The 14,920-nt window shown below is 69.8% G+C and carries 14 protein-coding genes; 5 read left to right on the top strand and 9 right to left on the bottom strand.

The features are described 5' to 3' along the window. Nucleotides 1–55 precede the first annotated feature (55 nt). The 5 genes from mutM (at nt 56) to dnaA (ending at nt 4,854) form a co-directional block, all read left to right on the top strand. Complete coding sequence (gene mutM, locus ACK4TT_RS08225) at nt 56–919, top strand: bifunctional DNA-formamidopyrimidine glycosylase/DNA-(apurinic or apyrimidinic site) lyase (RefSeq protein ID WP_410212787.1); 864 nt, start codon at nt 56–58, stop codon at nt 917–919. Between the two features lie 8 nt (nt 920–927). Then, nucleotides 928–1,788, top strand: a complete 861-nt coding sequence (locus tag ACK4TT_RS08220) for a TraB/GumN family protein (RefSeq protein ID WP_410212786.1) — start codon at nt 928–930, stop codon at nt 1,786–1,788. 33 nt (nt 1,789–1,821) lie between these two features. Then, nucleotides 1,822–2,601, top strand: a complete 780-nt coding sequence (locus tag ACK4TT_RS08215) for an enoyl-CoA hydratase (RefSeq protein WP_410212785.1) — start codon at nt 1,822–1,824, stop codon at nt 2,599–2,601. Nucleotides 2,602–2,730: 129 nt separating this feature from the next. Further along, the gene (rpsT, locus tag ACK4TT_RS08210; RefSeq protein WP_410212784.1) at nt 2,731–3,000 is read left to right on the top strand and encodes a 30S ribosomal protein S20; all 270 of its coding nucleotides are present in this window, start codon (nt 2,731–2,733) and stop codon (nt 2,998–3,000) included. A 411-nt stretch (nt 3,001–3,411) separates the two neighbouring features. Beyond that, nucleotides 3,412–4,854: a chromosomal replication initiator protein DnaA gene (dnaA, locus tag ACK4TT_RS08205; protein WP_410212783.1), complete on the top strand. Its 1,443-nt coding sequence runs from the start codon at nt 3,412–3,414 to the stop codon at nt 4,852–4,854. A gap of 262 nt (nt 4,855–5,116) precedes the next feature. Here dnaA and pnp read toward each other — a convergent pair whose 3' ends face one another. The 9 genes from pnp to infB form a co-directional block, all read right to left on the bottom strand. Next, a complete protein-coding gene (gene pnp / locus ACK4TT_RS08200; RefSeq protein ID WP_410212782.1) occupies nt 5,117–7,255 on the bottom strand; it encodes a polyribonucleotide nucleotidyltransferase in 2,139 nt (712 codons plus the stop codon). A gap of 247 nt (nt 7,256–7,502) precedes the next feature. Continuing rightward, entirely contained in the window at nt 7,503–7,772 is a 270-nt protein-coding gene (gene rpsO, locus ACK4TT_RS08195) for a 30S ribosomal protein S15 (RefSeq protein ID WP_410212781.1), read from the bottom strand. A gap of 18 nt (nt 7,773–7,790) precedes the next feature. Further along, entirely contained in the window at nt 7,791–8,720 is a 930-nt protein-coding gene (gene truB / locus ACK4TT_RS08190; RefSeq protein WP_410212780.1) for a tRNA pseudouridine(55) synthase TruB, read from the bottom strand. Then, entirely contained in the window at nt 8,720–9,148 is a 429-nt protein-coding gene (rbfA, locus tag ACK4TT_RS08185; RefSeq protein WP_410212779.1) for a 30S ribosome-binding factor RbfA, read from the bottom strand. The genes truB and rbfA overlap by 1 nt, the downstream gene beginning before the upstream one ends. Nucleotides 9,149–9,238: 90 nt before the next feature. Beyond that, nucleotides 9,239–10,027 carry a dienelactone hydrolase family protein gene (locus ACK4TT_RS08180; protein WP_410212778.1) on the bottom strand — a complete coding sequence of 263 codons (789 nt, stop codon included), beginning with the start codon at nt 10,025–10,027 and terminating at the stop codon, nt 9,239–9,241. Nucleotides 10,028–10,059: 32 nt separating this feature from the next. Beyond that, entirely contained in the window at nt 10,060–10,563 is a 504-nt protein-coding gene (locus tag ACK4TT_RS08175; RefSeq protein WP_410212777.1) for a DUF2939 domain-containing protein, read from the bottom strand. 72 nt (nt 10,564–10,635) lie between these two features. Then, nucleotides 10,636–11,034, bottom strand: coding sequence for a c-type cytochrome (locus ACK4TT_RS08170; RefSeq protein ID WP_410212776.1), 399 nt, complete (start codon nt 11,032–11,034; stop codon nt 10,636–10,638). Nucleotides 11,035–11,042: 8 nt separating this feature from the next. After that, entirely contained in the window at nt 11,043–12,647 is a 1,605-nt protein-coding gene (locus ACK4TT_RS08165; RefSeq protein ID WP_410212775.1) for an NAD(P)/FAD-dependent oxidoreductase, read from the bottom strand. A 211-nt stretch (nt 12,648–12,858) separates the two neighbouring features. Then, on the bottom strand, nt 12,859–14,920 hold a 2,062-nt coding region (gene infB, locus ACK4TT_RS08160), incomplete at its 5' end, for a translation initiation factor IF-2 (protein WP_410212774.1).

Genomic DNA, 14,920 nt, shown 5'->3' with positions numbered 1-14,920 from the left:
CGGGAGGCGCGGAAAAAACTAGCCCGCGCCGGCGATGGCGTGCCAACCAGGGGCCATGCCCGAATTGCCGGAAGTCGAGACGGTCCGCGGCGGCCTGGCCCCCGTCCTGGAAGGCCGAAGGCTGGTGCGCGTCGAGGCCCGCCGGCCCGACCTGCGCTTCCCCTTCCCCGAGAACTTCGTCCAGGTCCTGACCGGGGCCACGGTCGTCAGGCTGGAGCGGCGGGCGAAATACCTGCTGGCCCGGCTCGACCGGGAGGACACCCTGGTCGTCCACCTGGGCATGACGGGGCGGTTCGAGATCGAGACGCCGGAGCGCCAGGAACGGCCGGGCCATTTTCATTACGCGGCGCCGCCGGACCCGAAGCACGCCCACGTGGTCTTCGAGACCGACGCCGGCGTGCGGATCACCTATTACGACCCGCGCCGGTTCGGCTACATGGCGCTGGTCAACACCGCGACGCTGGAGCTGCACCCCTGGTTCTCGGAGCTGGGGCCAGAGCCGCTGTCGCCGGCCTTCGACGCGGCCCGCCTGAAGGCCGCCTTCGCGGGACGCAGGCAGGGACCCAAGACCCTGCTGCTGGACCAGAGGATCGTGGCGGGCCTGGGCAACATATATGTCTGCGAGGCCCTGCACCGGGCGCGCATCTCGCCCTTCAAGCCGGCCGGGAAGATCGCCAGGGCCCGGCTGGAGCCGTTGGTCCAGGCCATTCGCGACGTGCTTTCCGAGGCCATCGCCGCCGGCGGCTCCACCCTGCGCGACTACGCCCAGGCGGACGGAGCCCTGGGCTATTTCCAGCACAGCTTCCGGGTCTACGACCGCGAGGGACGCCCCTGCGCCAACGCCGGCTGCGGGGGCGTGATCGCCCGCCAGGTCCAGGCCGGGCGCTCGACCTTCTATTGCCCGGTTTGCCAGAAATGATCGCGGCCATGAGACGACTGATCGCGGGGGCGCTCGCCGCCCTGCTGTTCGCAGGCCCGGCGCTGGCCCAGCCGCCGGTGTGGGTGGTGAGGGACCAGGATTCCGAGATGATCCTGTTCGGCTCGGTCCACATCCTGCCGCCCGGGCTGGACTGGCGGCCCGCCGCCCTGACCCGGGCGCTGGCCGAGGCCGACGACCTGTGGTTCGAGCTGCCTATCGGACCGGCCGCCGACCAGGAGGTGGCCAGGCTCGCGGGCTCCCGCGGCGTGCTCGCGCCCGACCAGTCCCTGTTCCGCCTGCTGCCGCCCAAGGACGCCGAGCGGCTGGCGAGGGTGGCCGACGCCTACGGGGCGGACAAGGCCGTGCTCGACCGGCTGGAACCCTGGCTGGCCGAGATCGCGCTCGCGGCGGCGGCCTTCCGCAAGGCCGGGGCCGGCGCCCAGGACGGCGTGGAGCGGGCCATCGCGGCCGCCGCCCCGCCCAGCGCCCGGCGCCGGGCCTTCGAGACCCCCGAGGAGCAGATCGCGCTCTTCGACGAGGCGCCGCTCGCCGACCAGCTCGCCTCGCTGAGCCAGACCGTCCGCGAGATGGAGGACGACCCGGACGCCTACCAGGCGCTCGTGCGCGCCTGGGCCGCCGGCGACCTCGCCACCCTCGACCGCGAGGCCCTGGAGCCGCTGCGCCAGGCCTCGCCCGCCCTCTACCGCCGCCTGGTGGACGCGCGGAACGCCCGCTGGACTGAGCAGCTCGACGCCCGCCTCAAGGGACGGGGCCGCACCGTGGTGGTGGTCGGCATGGGCCACCTGATCGGGCCGGGCGGGGTGCCGGCCCGCCTGCGCGCGCTTGGCTATTCCGTCGAGGGGCCGTAAAGCCGCGCCAGCCATAGGAGAGGCGGAGCGGCCATGAGCTTTGAGACCATCCTCGTCGAGACCCCCAGCCCGGGCGTGACCCTGATCCGCCTGAACCGGCCCGAGGCGCTGAACGCGCTGAACACCAAGCTGCTGGGCGAACTGTCGCAGGCCCTGGACGCCGCCGAGGCCGACGAGGCCGTGCGCTGCGTGGTGCTGACCGGTTCGGAGAAGGCGTTCGCCGCCGGCGCCGACATCAAGGAGATGTCGGACAAGACCTACGCCCAGATGTTCTCCATGGACTTCTTCACGCCCGCCGCGCGGCGGATCGAACAGTTCCGGAAGCCGATCGTGGCGGCGGTGGCGGGCTACGCCCTGGGCGGTGGCTGCGAACTGGCCATGCTGTGCGACTTCATCATCGCCGCCGAGACGGCGAAGTTCGGCCAGCCCGAGATCAACCTGGGCGTCATGCCGGGCATCGGCGGCACCCAGCGGCTGACCCGCTACGTCGGCAAGTCCAAGGCCATGGACATGATCCTGACCGCCCGGATGATGGACGCGGCCGAGGCCGAGCGCGCGGGCCTGGTCAGCCGCATCGTCCCCGCCGAAAAGCTGCTGGACGAGGCCCTGGCGGCGGCCGCCAGGATCGCCGCCCAGTCGCCGCTGGCCGTGCTGATGAACAAGGAGCTGGTGGACGCCGCCTACGAGACCACCCTGAGCGCCGGCGTGGCCATGGAACGGCGCCTGTTCCACTCCCTCTTCGCCTTCGAGGACCAGAAGGAGGGCATGGCCGCCTTCGTCGAGAAGCGGAAGCCGCAGTTCAAGGGGCGGTGACCCTCCCCCCCCCGCCGCTTTCGCGGGGGAGACAGGTTGACCCGCAGCCCGCCCTTGCGTATATCCGCGCCTCCATTTTCGCCCGCCCGGTCCGTGGCCGGGCGCGATCCGTTTCGAGAGCTTTGACGAATGGCCAACACGCCCGGCGCCAAGAAAGCGGTCCGCAAGATCGCCCGCCGCACTGAAGTGAACACCGCCCGCCGCTCGCGCGTGCGCACCTACCTGCGCAAGTTCGAAGAGGCCGTGTCCTCGGGCGACGCCGCCGCGGCCAAGGACGCCTTCGTGAAGGCCCAGTCCGAACTGATGCGCGCCGTCAGCAAGGGCGTGTTCCACAAGAACACGGGCTCGCGGAAGGTCTCGCGCCTGGCCGCCCAGCTGAAGAAGCTGTCGGCCGCCTGAGGGCCGATCCGGAGGGGACGCTTTCCCCTCCATTCCACTCGGTATTCTTTCTGAACAGCGCCCGGCTCCGGGCGCTGTTTTTTCGTGCGCGGAGCGCTTCCGGAGGCCCCGGTCGCGGCGAATCTGGTCCGCCGGCGGAGCGAGTTTTCAGGCTTTCCCTTGGCCCCAAAAGGCTCGGCTGTGAGTCAACCGAAATATCCGTCGACAGCGCGAAGAATCACCGTTGACCGGCGGAAGGCCCCGACTAGTCTTCGAGGTCTTACAGGCGTCTTCAAGCTGATCCCGGGCAAAAACGGGACGCCGGCGGAGCACATGCGTTCGCCGGACAAGAGTCTGTTTGTGTTTGAAAATCTCCGGTCTGGGGGTTCGGGGCCCGGACCGGGCGTCGGCAGGTTCGATGGGGTTGAAGGGATGACAAGCGGGGGGGCTGCGGGAGCAATGGCGGTGGCGCCGGCGGGAGCCGTGTGGACCAAGACCTGCCTGATCCTGAAGCGGGAATTGGGCGAGGCCACGTTCGGGTCGTGGCTGGGCCAGGCGGCGCTCAGGGAGCAGGGCGACGAAGTGTGCGTGGTCGCCGCCACCGGGGTCGCGCGCGACTGGATTCGGCGCCATGCGTGGCGCCGCATCGGGGAGATCTGGGCGCAGAACGATCCGCTGGGCCGCCGGCTGGACCTGAAGTCGCGGATGGAGGTGGAGTCCGCCGGCACCGTCGCGCCGGCCCCGGCCGCCACGCCATCTGCCGCCAACGGAGGCGCCGCCGCGCCGGACGTGTTCGAAGTGGAGGCCCCCGCGCCGGTGGCCGCCCGCCAGGGCCGCCTGCAGGGCCTGCAGGAGCGGTTCTCGTTCGAGACCTTCGTCTCGGGCCCGGCCAACGAATTCGCCTTCGCGGTCGCGCGCCGCGTGGCCTCCTGGGCCGACGGGCACTTCAACCCGGTGCTGTTCCACGGCCCCTACGGCTTCGGCAAGACGCACCTCTTGAACGCGCTCGCCTGGGAGGCCATGCGCTCGGCGCCGGGCAAGCGGGTGGTCTATCTGACCGCCGAGCGCTTCACGACCACCTTCGTGAAGGCCCTGCAGGACCGGCAGACCCAGGCGTTCAAGGACGAGCTGCGCAACGCCGACCTGCTGCTGATCGACGACGTGCACTTCGTGGCCGGCAAGACCCAGACCCAGGAAGAGCTGTTCCACACGCTCATCGCCCTGGTCGAGGACGGCCGCCGCGTGGTGATGACCGCCGACCGCTCGCCCACCGAGCTTTCCGAGATGGAGCCGCGCCTGCGCTCGCACCTGCAGGCGGGCCTGGTATGCGGCATCGAGCCGGCCGACCGCAGCCTTCGCCTGGGCATCCTGGAGCGCAAGCTGCAGACCCTGGCCGCCCAGGGCCGCTTCCACCCCGCCGCCCGCGGCGAGGTGCTGCAGTTCCTGGCCGACCGCTTCACCGACAGCGTGCGCGAGCTGGAAGGCGCCCTGAACACCCTGGTGGCCCGGGTGGGCGGCGACATCGCCCGCCTGACGCTGGACGAGGCCCAGGCGATCCTGCGCCCCCACCTGTCGTGCACCGAGCGCAAGGTGACGGTGGACATGATCCAGAAGGCCGTGGCCGAACACTACGCGCTGAAGCAGGCCGACCTGATCTCGGAACGCCGGGCCCGCGCCGTGGCCCGCCCGCGCCAGGTGGCCATGTGGCTGGCCAAGCAGATCACCACCCGGTCCCTGCCCGACATCGGCCGCCGCTTCGGCGGGCGCGACCACACCACCGTCCTGCACGCCGTGCGCCGCATCGAGGCCCTGAAGGCCGAGGACGCGGCCATCGCGCGCGACATCGACGTCCTGCTGCGCAAACTGCGCGGCTGACGCCTACCGGAGAGCGACTGACGAAAGGCCCGCCGGCGACGGCGGGCCTTTTGCTTTGAACTTCTGGAACCGGGAATGGCCGCGGAGCGGCGGGCCGGCCTTCCAGGAACCACAGAAAACACGGAAGGCGCGCGAGCGCGCCTGCACAAAAGAGCCGCAGCGCCATTCTGTGTCTTTCTGTGTTTTCCGTGGTTTCATGAAAAAAGACGGCCGGATCGCTCCGGCCGCCCCTTCCAACGCTTACTGCGATGAAGTCGGAGGCTTACGCCTCTTCCTTCTCCTCCTGCTTGGCCGACAGGTCCTCGCCGGTCTCCTGGTCGACGACCTTCATGGAGAGGCGGGTCTTGCCGCGGTCGTCGAAGCCCAGGAGCTTGACCTTCACCTGCTGGCCTTCGGTCAGCACGTCCGAGACCTTGTTCACGCGCTCGTTCGAGATCTGCGAGACGTGGACCAGGCCGTCCTTGGCGCCGAAGAAGTTCACGAAGGCGCCGAAGTCGACGATCTTCACGACCTTGCCGGTGTAGATCTGGCCGACCTCGGGCTCCGAGGCGATCGACTTGATCCAGTCCTTGGCCGCGTCGATCTTGGCCTGGTCGGCGGCCGCGATCTTGATCGTGCCGTCCTCGCCGATGTCGATCTTGGCGCCGGTCTTTTCCACGATCTCGCGGATCACCTTGCCGCCCGAGCCGATCACTTCCCGGATCTTGTCGACCGGGATCTTGATGGACTCGATCTTCGGCGCGAACTCGCCCAGCTCGGCGCGCGGCGCCGTCATGGCCTTGTTCATCTCAGCCAGGATGTGGTCGCGGCCGCTCTTCGCCTGTTCGAGGGCCTTCTTCATGATCTCCTCGGTGATGCCGGCGATCTTGATGTCCATCTGCAGGGACGTGATGCCGTCGGCCGTGCCGGCCACCTTGAAGTCCATGTCGCCGAGGTGGTCCTCGTCGCCGAGGATGTCGGAAAGGACCGCGAAGCCGTCCTTCTCGAGGATCAGGCCCATGGCGATGCCGGACACCGGCTTCTTCAGCGGGACGCCGGCGTCCATGAGGGCCAGCGAGCTGCCGCAGACCGTGGCCATCGAGGACGAGCCGTTGGACTCGAAGATCTCGGACACGATGCGGATCGTGTACGGGAACTCCTCGTAGGACGGCAGCATCGGGCGGACGGCCCGCCAGGCCAGCTTGCCGTGGCCGACCTCACGACGCCCGGGGGCGCCCATTCGGCCCGTCTCGCCCACCGAGAAGGGCGGGAAGTTGTAGTGCAGCATGAACTTCTCGAAGTACTTGCCTTCGAGGGCGTCGATGAGCTGCTCGTCGTCGCCGGTGCCGAGCGTGGCCACGCAGAGCGCCTGGGTCTCGCCGCGGGTGAACAGCGCCGAGCCGTGGGCCCGGGGCAGCACGCCCACTTCCGAGACGATCGGGCGGACCTGGTCGACGGTGCGGCCGTCGATGCGCTTGCCGGTCTCGAGGATCGAGCGGCGCACGATGTCGGCCTCGATCTCCTTGAACACGCCGGAAAGCTTGTTGACGTCGTAGCCGTCCGGGTTGGCCTCGGACTTGCCGAAGTGGCCGACGGCCTTGTCCTTGGCCGCGCTGATGGCCGCGTGGCGCTCGGACTTGCCGGTGATCTGGTAGGCCGCGCGCAGGTCGCCGCCGATCAGCTCCTTCACCTTGGCGGCCAGCGCCTCGGTGTCGTCCGGCTGGAAGTCGAACGGCTCCTTCGCCGCGTGCTCGGCCAGCTCGATGATCGCGTCGATCACCGGCTGCATGCCCTTGTGGGCGAAGGTGACCCCGCCCAGGACCTGCTCTTCGGACAGTTCCTGGATCTCGGATTCGACCATCATCACGGCTTCGGCGGTGCCGGCCACGACGAGGTCCATCTTGCTGTCCTTCATCTCGTCGAGCGTCGGGTTGAGGACGTACTCGCCGTCGATGAAGCCGACGCGCGCGCCGGCGATCGGGCCCATGAAGGGCGCGCCCGACAGCACCAGGGCGGCCGAGGCGGCGACCATGGCCACGATGTCGGGATCGTTCTCGAGGTCATGGGCGAGCACGGTCGCCACCACCTGGACCTCGTTCTTGAAGCCCTTCACGAACAGCGGGCGGATCGGACGGTCGATCAGGCGGCTGGTGAGGGTTTCCTTCTGGGAGGGCGCGCCCTCGCGGCGGGGGAAGCTGCCGGGGATCTTGCCCGCGGCGTAGAACTTCTCCTGGTAGTTGACCGTCAGCGGGAAGAAGTCCTGACCGGGCTTCGCCTGCTTGGCGTAAACGGCCGTGGCCAGCACCATGGTCTCGCCGTAGGTGGCGAGGACGGCGCCGTCGGCCTGGCGGGCCATGCGGCCGGTTTCGAGCGTGAGGGTCTTGCCTCCCCACTCGATGGTCTTGCGCTTGATATCGAACATTTTGGCTTCTTTCTCATCCCGCGGGCGTATTCCCGGCGGGGGCGGACAGGGCGTCGGACTTCCGAAATCCTCTCCAGTCAGACAGGCGGGGGCGAGGATTTCGTTCGAACCCTCACGTACGAAGAACGGGGAGCCTGACCTTCAGGGCCCGTCCCGCCGCCCTGATCCTTCGGCCTGTCGCGAAGGGAGCGGCGGTAAATGTGACGAGGACCCGCCGGCTGGCCGGACGGGTCCCCGAAGAACCAGACTAGCGGCGCAGGCCGAGCTTCTCGATCAGGTCCTGATAGCGAGCCGCGTCGGACTTCTTCAGGTGATCGAGGAGCGAGCGGCGCTGGGAGACCAGCTTCAGCAGGCCCCGGCGCGAATGGTTGTCCTTCTTGTGCGTCTTGAAGTGTTCGGTGAGGTTCGCAATCCGTTCGGAAAGGATCGCCACCTGGACCTCGGCGCTGCCCGTGTCCGCTTCGCCGCGGGCATGGGTCTTGATGAGCTCAGCCTTGCGTTCGGCCGTGATCGACATCGGGTTTCTCCGCTCTCGTCAAAGGTTGAAGACGCGCGAGGGTTCGAGCCGGCCCGCACGCATCTCGCAGAGCGCCACGATCGCACCGCCCGACATGGCTGAAACGGTTCTGGAGCCCGGCTTGAGCCCGGCCTTGACCACTTCGACCTGTCGGGGAACGAGAACGATCGACCGTCCCTGCTTCAGTCGGAAGGCGTCTTCATCGGTCACGGCCAGCGCCGGGATGTCGTCCAGCGCGGTCTCGACCGGAAGCAGGGCCTCCGCCTGGCGGGCCTTATGCCCCAAATCCTCAAGGAATTCCAGCGTCACGGAATCCTGCTCGGTAAACGCCCCCACGCGGGTGCGGCGAAGCTCGCTGACGTGGCCGCAGGCCCCGAGCGCCTCGGCGATGTCGCGCACCAGCGCGCGGACGTAGGCGCCCTTGCCGCACTCGATCTCGATGGTCACGTGGTCGGGGTCCGTCGCGTCGGCGATCCGCGCCGAGTGGACGACCACCTTGCGGGCCGCGAGCTCCACCGCCTCGCCCGCCCGGGCGAGGTCATAGGCGCGCTCGCCGTCGACCTTGATGGCCGAGAAGGCCGGCGGAACCTGGTCGATCTCGCCCACGAAACGGGGCAGCACGGCCTCCACCTGGGCCAGCGTCGGGCGGACGTCCGAGGTCGCCAGCACCTCGCCCTCGCGGTCGTAGGTCGCCGTGGTGCGGCCCCAGGCGATGGTGAAGCGGTAGGCCTTGTCGGCGTCCATCAGGAAGGGGACGGTCTTGGTGGCCTCGCCCAGCGCGATCGGCAGGATGCCCGTGGCCAAGGGATCGAGGGTGCCGGCGTGGCCGGCCTTCTGGGCGTCGAATATCCGGCGGACGCGGCTGACGGCCTGGGTCGAGCCCAGGTCATAGGGCTTGTCGAGATTGATCCAGCCCGAGACCGCCTGGCCCTTCTTGCGGCGGCCCATCAGTCCTCGTCCTTCCAAGCATCCGACGGCGCGTCCGGCCACAGGTCCTGGCGCACCCGGGGATCATCGAACAGCTTGGCCATGCGGGCGGCCTCGTTGAAGGTCTCGTCGTGCCGGAAATGCAGGTCGGGCGTGAACCTGAGCTCGATCGCCCGGCCCAGATGGCCGCGGATGAAGCGCGAGTGCCTGTTCAGGGCCTTGACCACCTCGTCGGCGTTGTCGCCGCCCAGGGGCTCGACGAAGACGGTGGCGTGCCGCAGGTCGGGATTGACCCGCACCTCCGTCACCGTGACGGACACGCCGGCCAGGACGGGATCGTTGATCTCCTCCTCGCGGAAGATCTCCACCAGGGCGTGGCGGACCAGCTCGCCGGCGCGGAGCTGGCGCTGGGAGGGGCCCTGCGGACCTTTGGATTGGGGGCGTTTCATGGTCTCGAACCTTTCGGCCTGAGGCGCGGATCGGACGCGCCCGTCAGGGAAGGGCGCGCTTCTAGAGAGGTCGGCCGCCCAAGTCCAGCGTCACGCCGCCCCGGTGCGCTCCCGGAAGAACGCGATCACGCGCTGCTCGGCCGCCTTGGTGGGGCCGTCCTCCTTCAGGTTGATGGTCAGCACCGAGTGAGGATGCTTCAGGCCGCCGGGCTTGGCGTCCTTGGGATCGATCTCGATGACCTCCAGGGCGGGGCCGAGCTCGCGCCGCAGCGTCTCGAACCGTTCGTCCGGCACGAAGGGATCGCCCTTGAACCTGAGCGCCATCATGGAGAGCCCCTCTTCGACGAAGCGGCGCCGGGCGCAGGCGACCTCGGCGGACGAGGCGTCGATCCCGGCGGCGTTCTTCCTGCCGATCGGCAGCGAGGGCTGGGAGAGCACGGGGGCGACCACCGAAGGCTCGGTCATCATGGCCAGCGCGAAACCGCCGGTGAAGCACATGCCCACAGCGCCCACGCCCTGGCCGCCGCACTCGGCGTGGACCTGGCGGGCCAGCGCATTCAGCCAGTCGACGATCGGGCTGGAGCGGCCGCCCGCCCAGACGTTGAATTCGCGGCGGATGCACAGCCCGCCCAGCATGGTGAGCGCGCCCGCCGGATGGGTCGCGGGCCGGCCCGGAACGCCGAACAGCACTGGACAGAAGACCGTCATGCCCGCCGCCGCCACCCGGTCGGCGAAGCGGATGACGTCGGGGTGCAGGCCCGGCATCTCGTGGATGACGATGACCGCCGGCCCCGAGCCGCGCCGATAGACGTCGCGCGTCCACCGGCCGTGGCTGAAGCCGAACTTCGCGTACTCCGAAAGCGCCGCCTCGTAGCCCATCTCGTCTCCCCCGTGCTGGAGGGAGCTTAAGCCTATCGGCCCTTCAGGCGCAGTTCGGAAAGTTCACCCTCGAAGCCCGAGAGCCGCCACTGGCCGTCCGGCCCCTTGGTGAAGATGAGCAGGCAGGGGCCGTCCTTCTTGCGCGTGGCGCAGACCCGGCCGTCGGGCAGCGGCTTCAACGCCTGGGAGATGGCGATGGGATTGGGGATCTTCGTGTTGCGGTCGTAGCCGTAATAGGCCGCCACGCCCCGGAAGACGCTGGGCTGGATCAGGGTCTCGCCCGCCAGGTCGGCGAGCGCCGGCGCGAGGATGGCCGCCAGGCCCCCCAGCCGCTCGTCCTTGCGCCCCTCGGCTGTCAGGCGGGCCTCGATCTCGTCCTTCAGGGCCTCGCGGTCCACGTGGGCGTCGAAGGCCTGCTGGTCATCGTCGCGGATAGCGACCAGCAGCGCGTGGACGTCGCTCGCCGCGTCCAGCTTGCGCACCGAGGCGCAGGCGGAAAGCGATAGGGCGGCGAGCAGGATGACGAGCGTGCGCAAGGGGAAGCCTCCGAACTGGGTCAGGGGCACAGGCTAGCGCCTCCGGCGCTCCGGATCACGGCCTCTCAACGCTCAGTGGGCCTGTAGGCTGCGGGTCTGGGCCGTGGCCGAGGCCCGCGACCGGAAGGCCGCCACCTCGGTGGCCTTGATGGGGCCGGCCTTGTTCCCCCAGGAGGAGCGGATGTGGGTCAGGATGGCGGCGAGCTGCTGATCGGTCAGTTCGCTCTTGAAGGCGGGCATGCCGCCCCGGCCGACCAGCACCGTGGTCGCCACGCCCGCGGGCGGCCCCACGACGAGCTTGGAGCCCGCGAGCGGCGGGAAGGCGCCGCGCACGCCCAGGCCCGTCCGCTGATGGCAGGCGGCGCAGTTGTCGTTGAACAGGGCCTCCCCGGGGCCGGCGGCCAGGGCGACGCCCGGAAGCATCAGGACGGGTGCGGCCGCCACCGCGGCGGCGAACAGGACTTTACGCATCGTCTCCCTCACGCCTGCTGGACCCGCGCGTGCAGCTTGGCGACCTGCTGCCACGCGCTCTCGATCGCGCCGGCCTGCCAGCCGGTCAGGTACGACAGGTGCTCGCCCGCCAGATAGAGGCGTCCGTCGGGTTCGAGAAGCGTCGGATAGGCGCTCTTGCGGCCGGCCTCGCTCCATTCCGCCCAGCCGCCGAGGTTGTGCTCGGCCAGGTGCCAGCAGAACGAGAAGGCCGTCTCGAAGCTCTCCGCGTACTGCGGAAACACCTTCTGGCCGGCGGCGAGGGCGAACTTCGCCCGCTCGTCGGGCGGCAGGGCCGAGATCCGCGCGGCCTCGCCGCCGAAGGCGTAGTAGCCCAGCAGCACGCCCTTCTGGCCCTGCCAGCCGGTGGACGGCAGGGAGATCGAATTGATCCCCGCCATGTCGGTGTAGATGTGGCCACCGTAGATGCCGTGGTCCTCTTCCCAGAACCGGCGCTTCATCTGCAGGCCGATCTTGTTCACCGCCGCGTAGGAGACGCCGCTCATGGCCTCCAGGAACGGCTTGGAGACGTCCAGGCGGATGTTCTTCAGCACCGACAGCGGGATGGTGCAGAGGCAGTAGTCGGCCTGGATCGCCCCCTTGGCGCCCTTGGCGTCGGTGAACGAGACGGTGACGCCCTTGGGCCCTTGCTGGATGCGGTCGACCACGGTCTCGTAGCGGATCACGTCCGGCGGCAGGTTCTTCACGAAGCCCGCGGCGATGCGGTCCATGCCGCCCACCGGTTGGAACATGGTCCGCTGCTGCTCCCAGCCCGCCACCGAGGTCAGCACCCGCCAGGCGCCCGAGCCCAGCAGGTCCGTCAGGGCGTAGGGCGTGGATTCCTTGCCGGGACCGGGATCGAGGCCCGCGCCCGGGGCCACGTCGAAGCCCCGGCCCTCGGTCCCATGATAGGCGAGGTCGGCCTTCGACAGCCGACCCTCGTTGACCAGATAGGCGATGAAGGTCTCGCGGTCGGCGGGTGAGAGGGCGGCGTCCAGGTCGCCCTTGCCCGCCACCTTGGCCAGCAGTTCGGCGGCGTAGCCCCGGGTGTCGGCGGCGATCTGGCCCTTGCGCACCGGCTTGCCGGCCAGCGCGCCCTTGCCCTTCTCGAAATAGACGTAGGCCGCGTCGTTGTCGTTGACGAGCACCTCCAGCGGCACGCCGAACAGCTTGGTGTAGTGCAGGGTCGAGTGGTGGTGGTACGGGATCCGCCAGGGCCCGTGGTTGATGTAGAGCCCCTCGTCGAAGTCGCAGACCTGGGTGTTGCCCGCCAGGTCCGTGTGCCGGAAGCCCTTGCGCGCGGTCTGGGAGCGGCCGCCGGCGAAGCTCCGGGCCTCGAGGACGGTGACCTGGTAGCCCGCCTTGCCCAGCTCGTAGGCGGCGGTGAGGCCAGCTAGGCCGGCGCCCAGGATCACCACCTTCGCCCCCTTGGCCCCGCCCGACAGGACCGGCGGCGCGGCCTGGGCCGACGCGAACCCGAAGCCCAGGGCGTCCAGGCCGGCCATGGCCAGCGACACCCCGCCCACCGCCATCAACTGCTCGAAGAACCGCCGGCGCGTCAGCACGCCAGCCGGACCCGTCACGCTGTCACTCATGTCTGTCGTATCCCCTCGACGTCGAGGCCACCTCGCCAGCCGTCCGTGCGGCGGGCAACGGCGGGAGCGCTTCGGGGTGCGGAGGAAATCGGCGGCGCCGCGCCATTGGGCGCCGCGCCACAACGCTGTGCGCGCTTCGTGATCTGCGGATACGGAAAGGGCGCGGACCTCGCGGCCCGCGCCCCAACGCTTCAATATTGAAGGACCCGGTCTAGAGCGACCGCTTCACCTCTTCGAGGTTGAAGCACTCGATCACGTCACCAACCTTGATGTCCTGGAAGCCGGCGAAGGTCATGCCGCATTCCTGGCCGGACGGGACCTCGTTGACCTCGTCCTTGAAGCGCTTGAGCGTCTGCAGGACGCCCAGCTCCAGCACCACCACGCCCTGACGGACGATCCGGACGCGCGCGCCCTTGCGGACCACGCCGTCGGTGACCTTGCAGCCGGCGACGCGGCCGACCTTGGTGATGTCGAAGACCTGGAGAACCTCGGCGTTGCCGAGGAAGGTTTCGCGCTGGATCGGCGCCAGCATGCCCGAGAGCACGCCTTTGATGTCGTCCAGCAGGTCGTAGATGATCGCGTAGTAGCGGATCTCGACGCCTTCGCGTTCGGCCAGGTCGCGGGCCTGCTTCGAGGCGCGGACGTTGAAGCCCAGGATCGGGGCTCCGGCGCCTTTGGCCAGCATGACGTCGCTTTCGCTGATCGCGCCGGCGCCCGACAGGATGACGCGCGCCCGGACCTCGTCCGTCGCCATCTTGTCCAGCGAGCCCACGATGGCTTCCGCCGAGCCCTGCACGTCGGCCTTGATGATGACCGGCAGCTCCGAGACCTTCTTGTCGGCGAGCTTGGCCATCATGTCGGCCAGGGACGCGCCCTGGACCGGCGCGCCGGCCTTCTCGCGCTTCACGCGGACGCGGTACTCGGTCAGCTCGCGGGCGCGGGCCTCGCTCTCGACCACGGCGAAGGGCTCGCCCGGGTCGGGCGTGCCGTCCAGGCCCAGGATCTCCACCGGGACCGACGGCCCGGCCTCGGCGAGCTGTTCGCCGCGCTCGTTCAGCAGGGCCCGCACGCGGCCGAAGTTCGGGCCGGCCACGACGATGTCGCCGCGCTTCAGCGTGCCGCGCTTGACCAGCACGGTGGCCACGGCGCCGCGCCCCTTGTCGAGCTTGGACTCGATGACCATGCCGTCCGCGGTGCGGTCCGGATTGGCCTTCAGGTCCAGGACCTCGGCCTGCAGCAGGATGGCCTCGATCAGGTCGTCCAGGCCCATCTTCTGGGTCGCGGAGACCTCGACCGCCTGGGTGTCGCCGCCCAGGCTTTCCACCACGATCTCGTGCTGCAGCAGCTCGTTGATCACCCGGGTCGGATCGGCGTCGGGTTTGTCGATCTTGTTGATCGCCACGATGATCGGGGCGCCGGCCGCCTTGGCGTGCTGGATGGCCTCGATCGTCTGGGGCATCACGCCGTCGTCGGCGGCGACCACCAGGATGACGATGTCCGTCACGTTCGCGCCGCGCATCCGCATGGCCGAGAACGCCGCGTGGCCGGGCGTGTCCAGGAAGGTCACGCGCTGGCCGTTCTCCAGGCGGACCTGGTAGGCGCCGATGTGCTGGGTGATGCCGCCGTGCTCGCCCGACACCACGTCGGTGGAGCGCAGGGCGTCGAGCAGCGAAGTCTTGCCGTGGTCGACGTGGCCCATGACCGTGACCACGGGGGGCCGCGGCTCCAGGTGGTCGTCGATGTCCTCGGCGCCGATGAAGCCCTCTTCGACATCGGCTTCGGACACGCGCTTGACAGTGTGGCCGAATTCGGTGGCCACCAGTTCGGCGGTGTCGCTGTCGATCACGTCGTTGATCTTGAGCATCACGCCCTGACGCATCAGGAACTTGATGACCTCGACGCCGCGGGTCGCCATCCGGTTGGCGAGCTCGCCCACGGTGATGACGTCGGGGATGACCACCTCGCGGGCGACGCGCGCCTGCTCCTGCTGGCCGCCCTTGCGCTTCTCACGCTCGCGTTCGCGGGCCCGGCGCACCGAGGCGAGGCTGCGCATCCGTTCGGCGCCGTCGGCGTCCCCGGCCACGGCCTGGATGGTCAGCCGGCCCTCGCGGCGGTTCGGCGCGCCCTTGACGCGGCTGATCGCCTTGCCGGGGCCGGCGTCGCGGCGGCGGTCGTCCTCGTCGGGCCGCCGGTCGAGGCTGGCGGCGCCGGGACGCGGCGCCTGGCGGGCGGCGCGCTGGATCTCGGGCGTGGCGGGCGGCGCGGCCGGACCG

It is taken from the genome of Phenylobacterium sp. (genome assembly GCF_046463815.1).
Taxonomy (GTDB): Bacteria; Pseudomonadota; Alphaproteobacteria; order Caulobacterales; family Caulobacteraceae; genus Phenylobacterium.
Note: the sequence above shows the minus strand (reverse complement) of the source record. Positions and strands in the feature narration are given on the sequence as shown.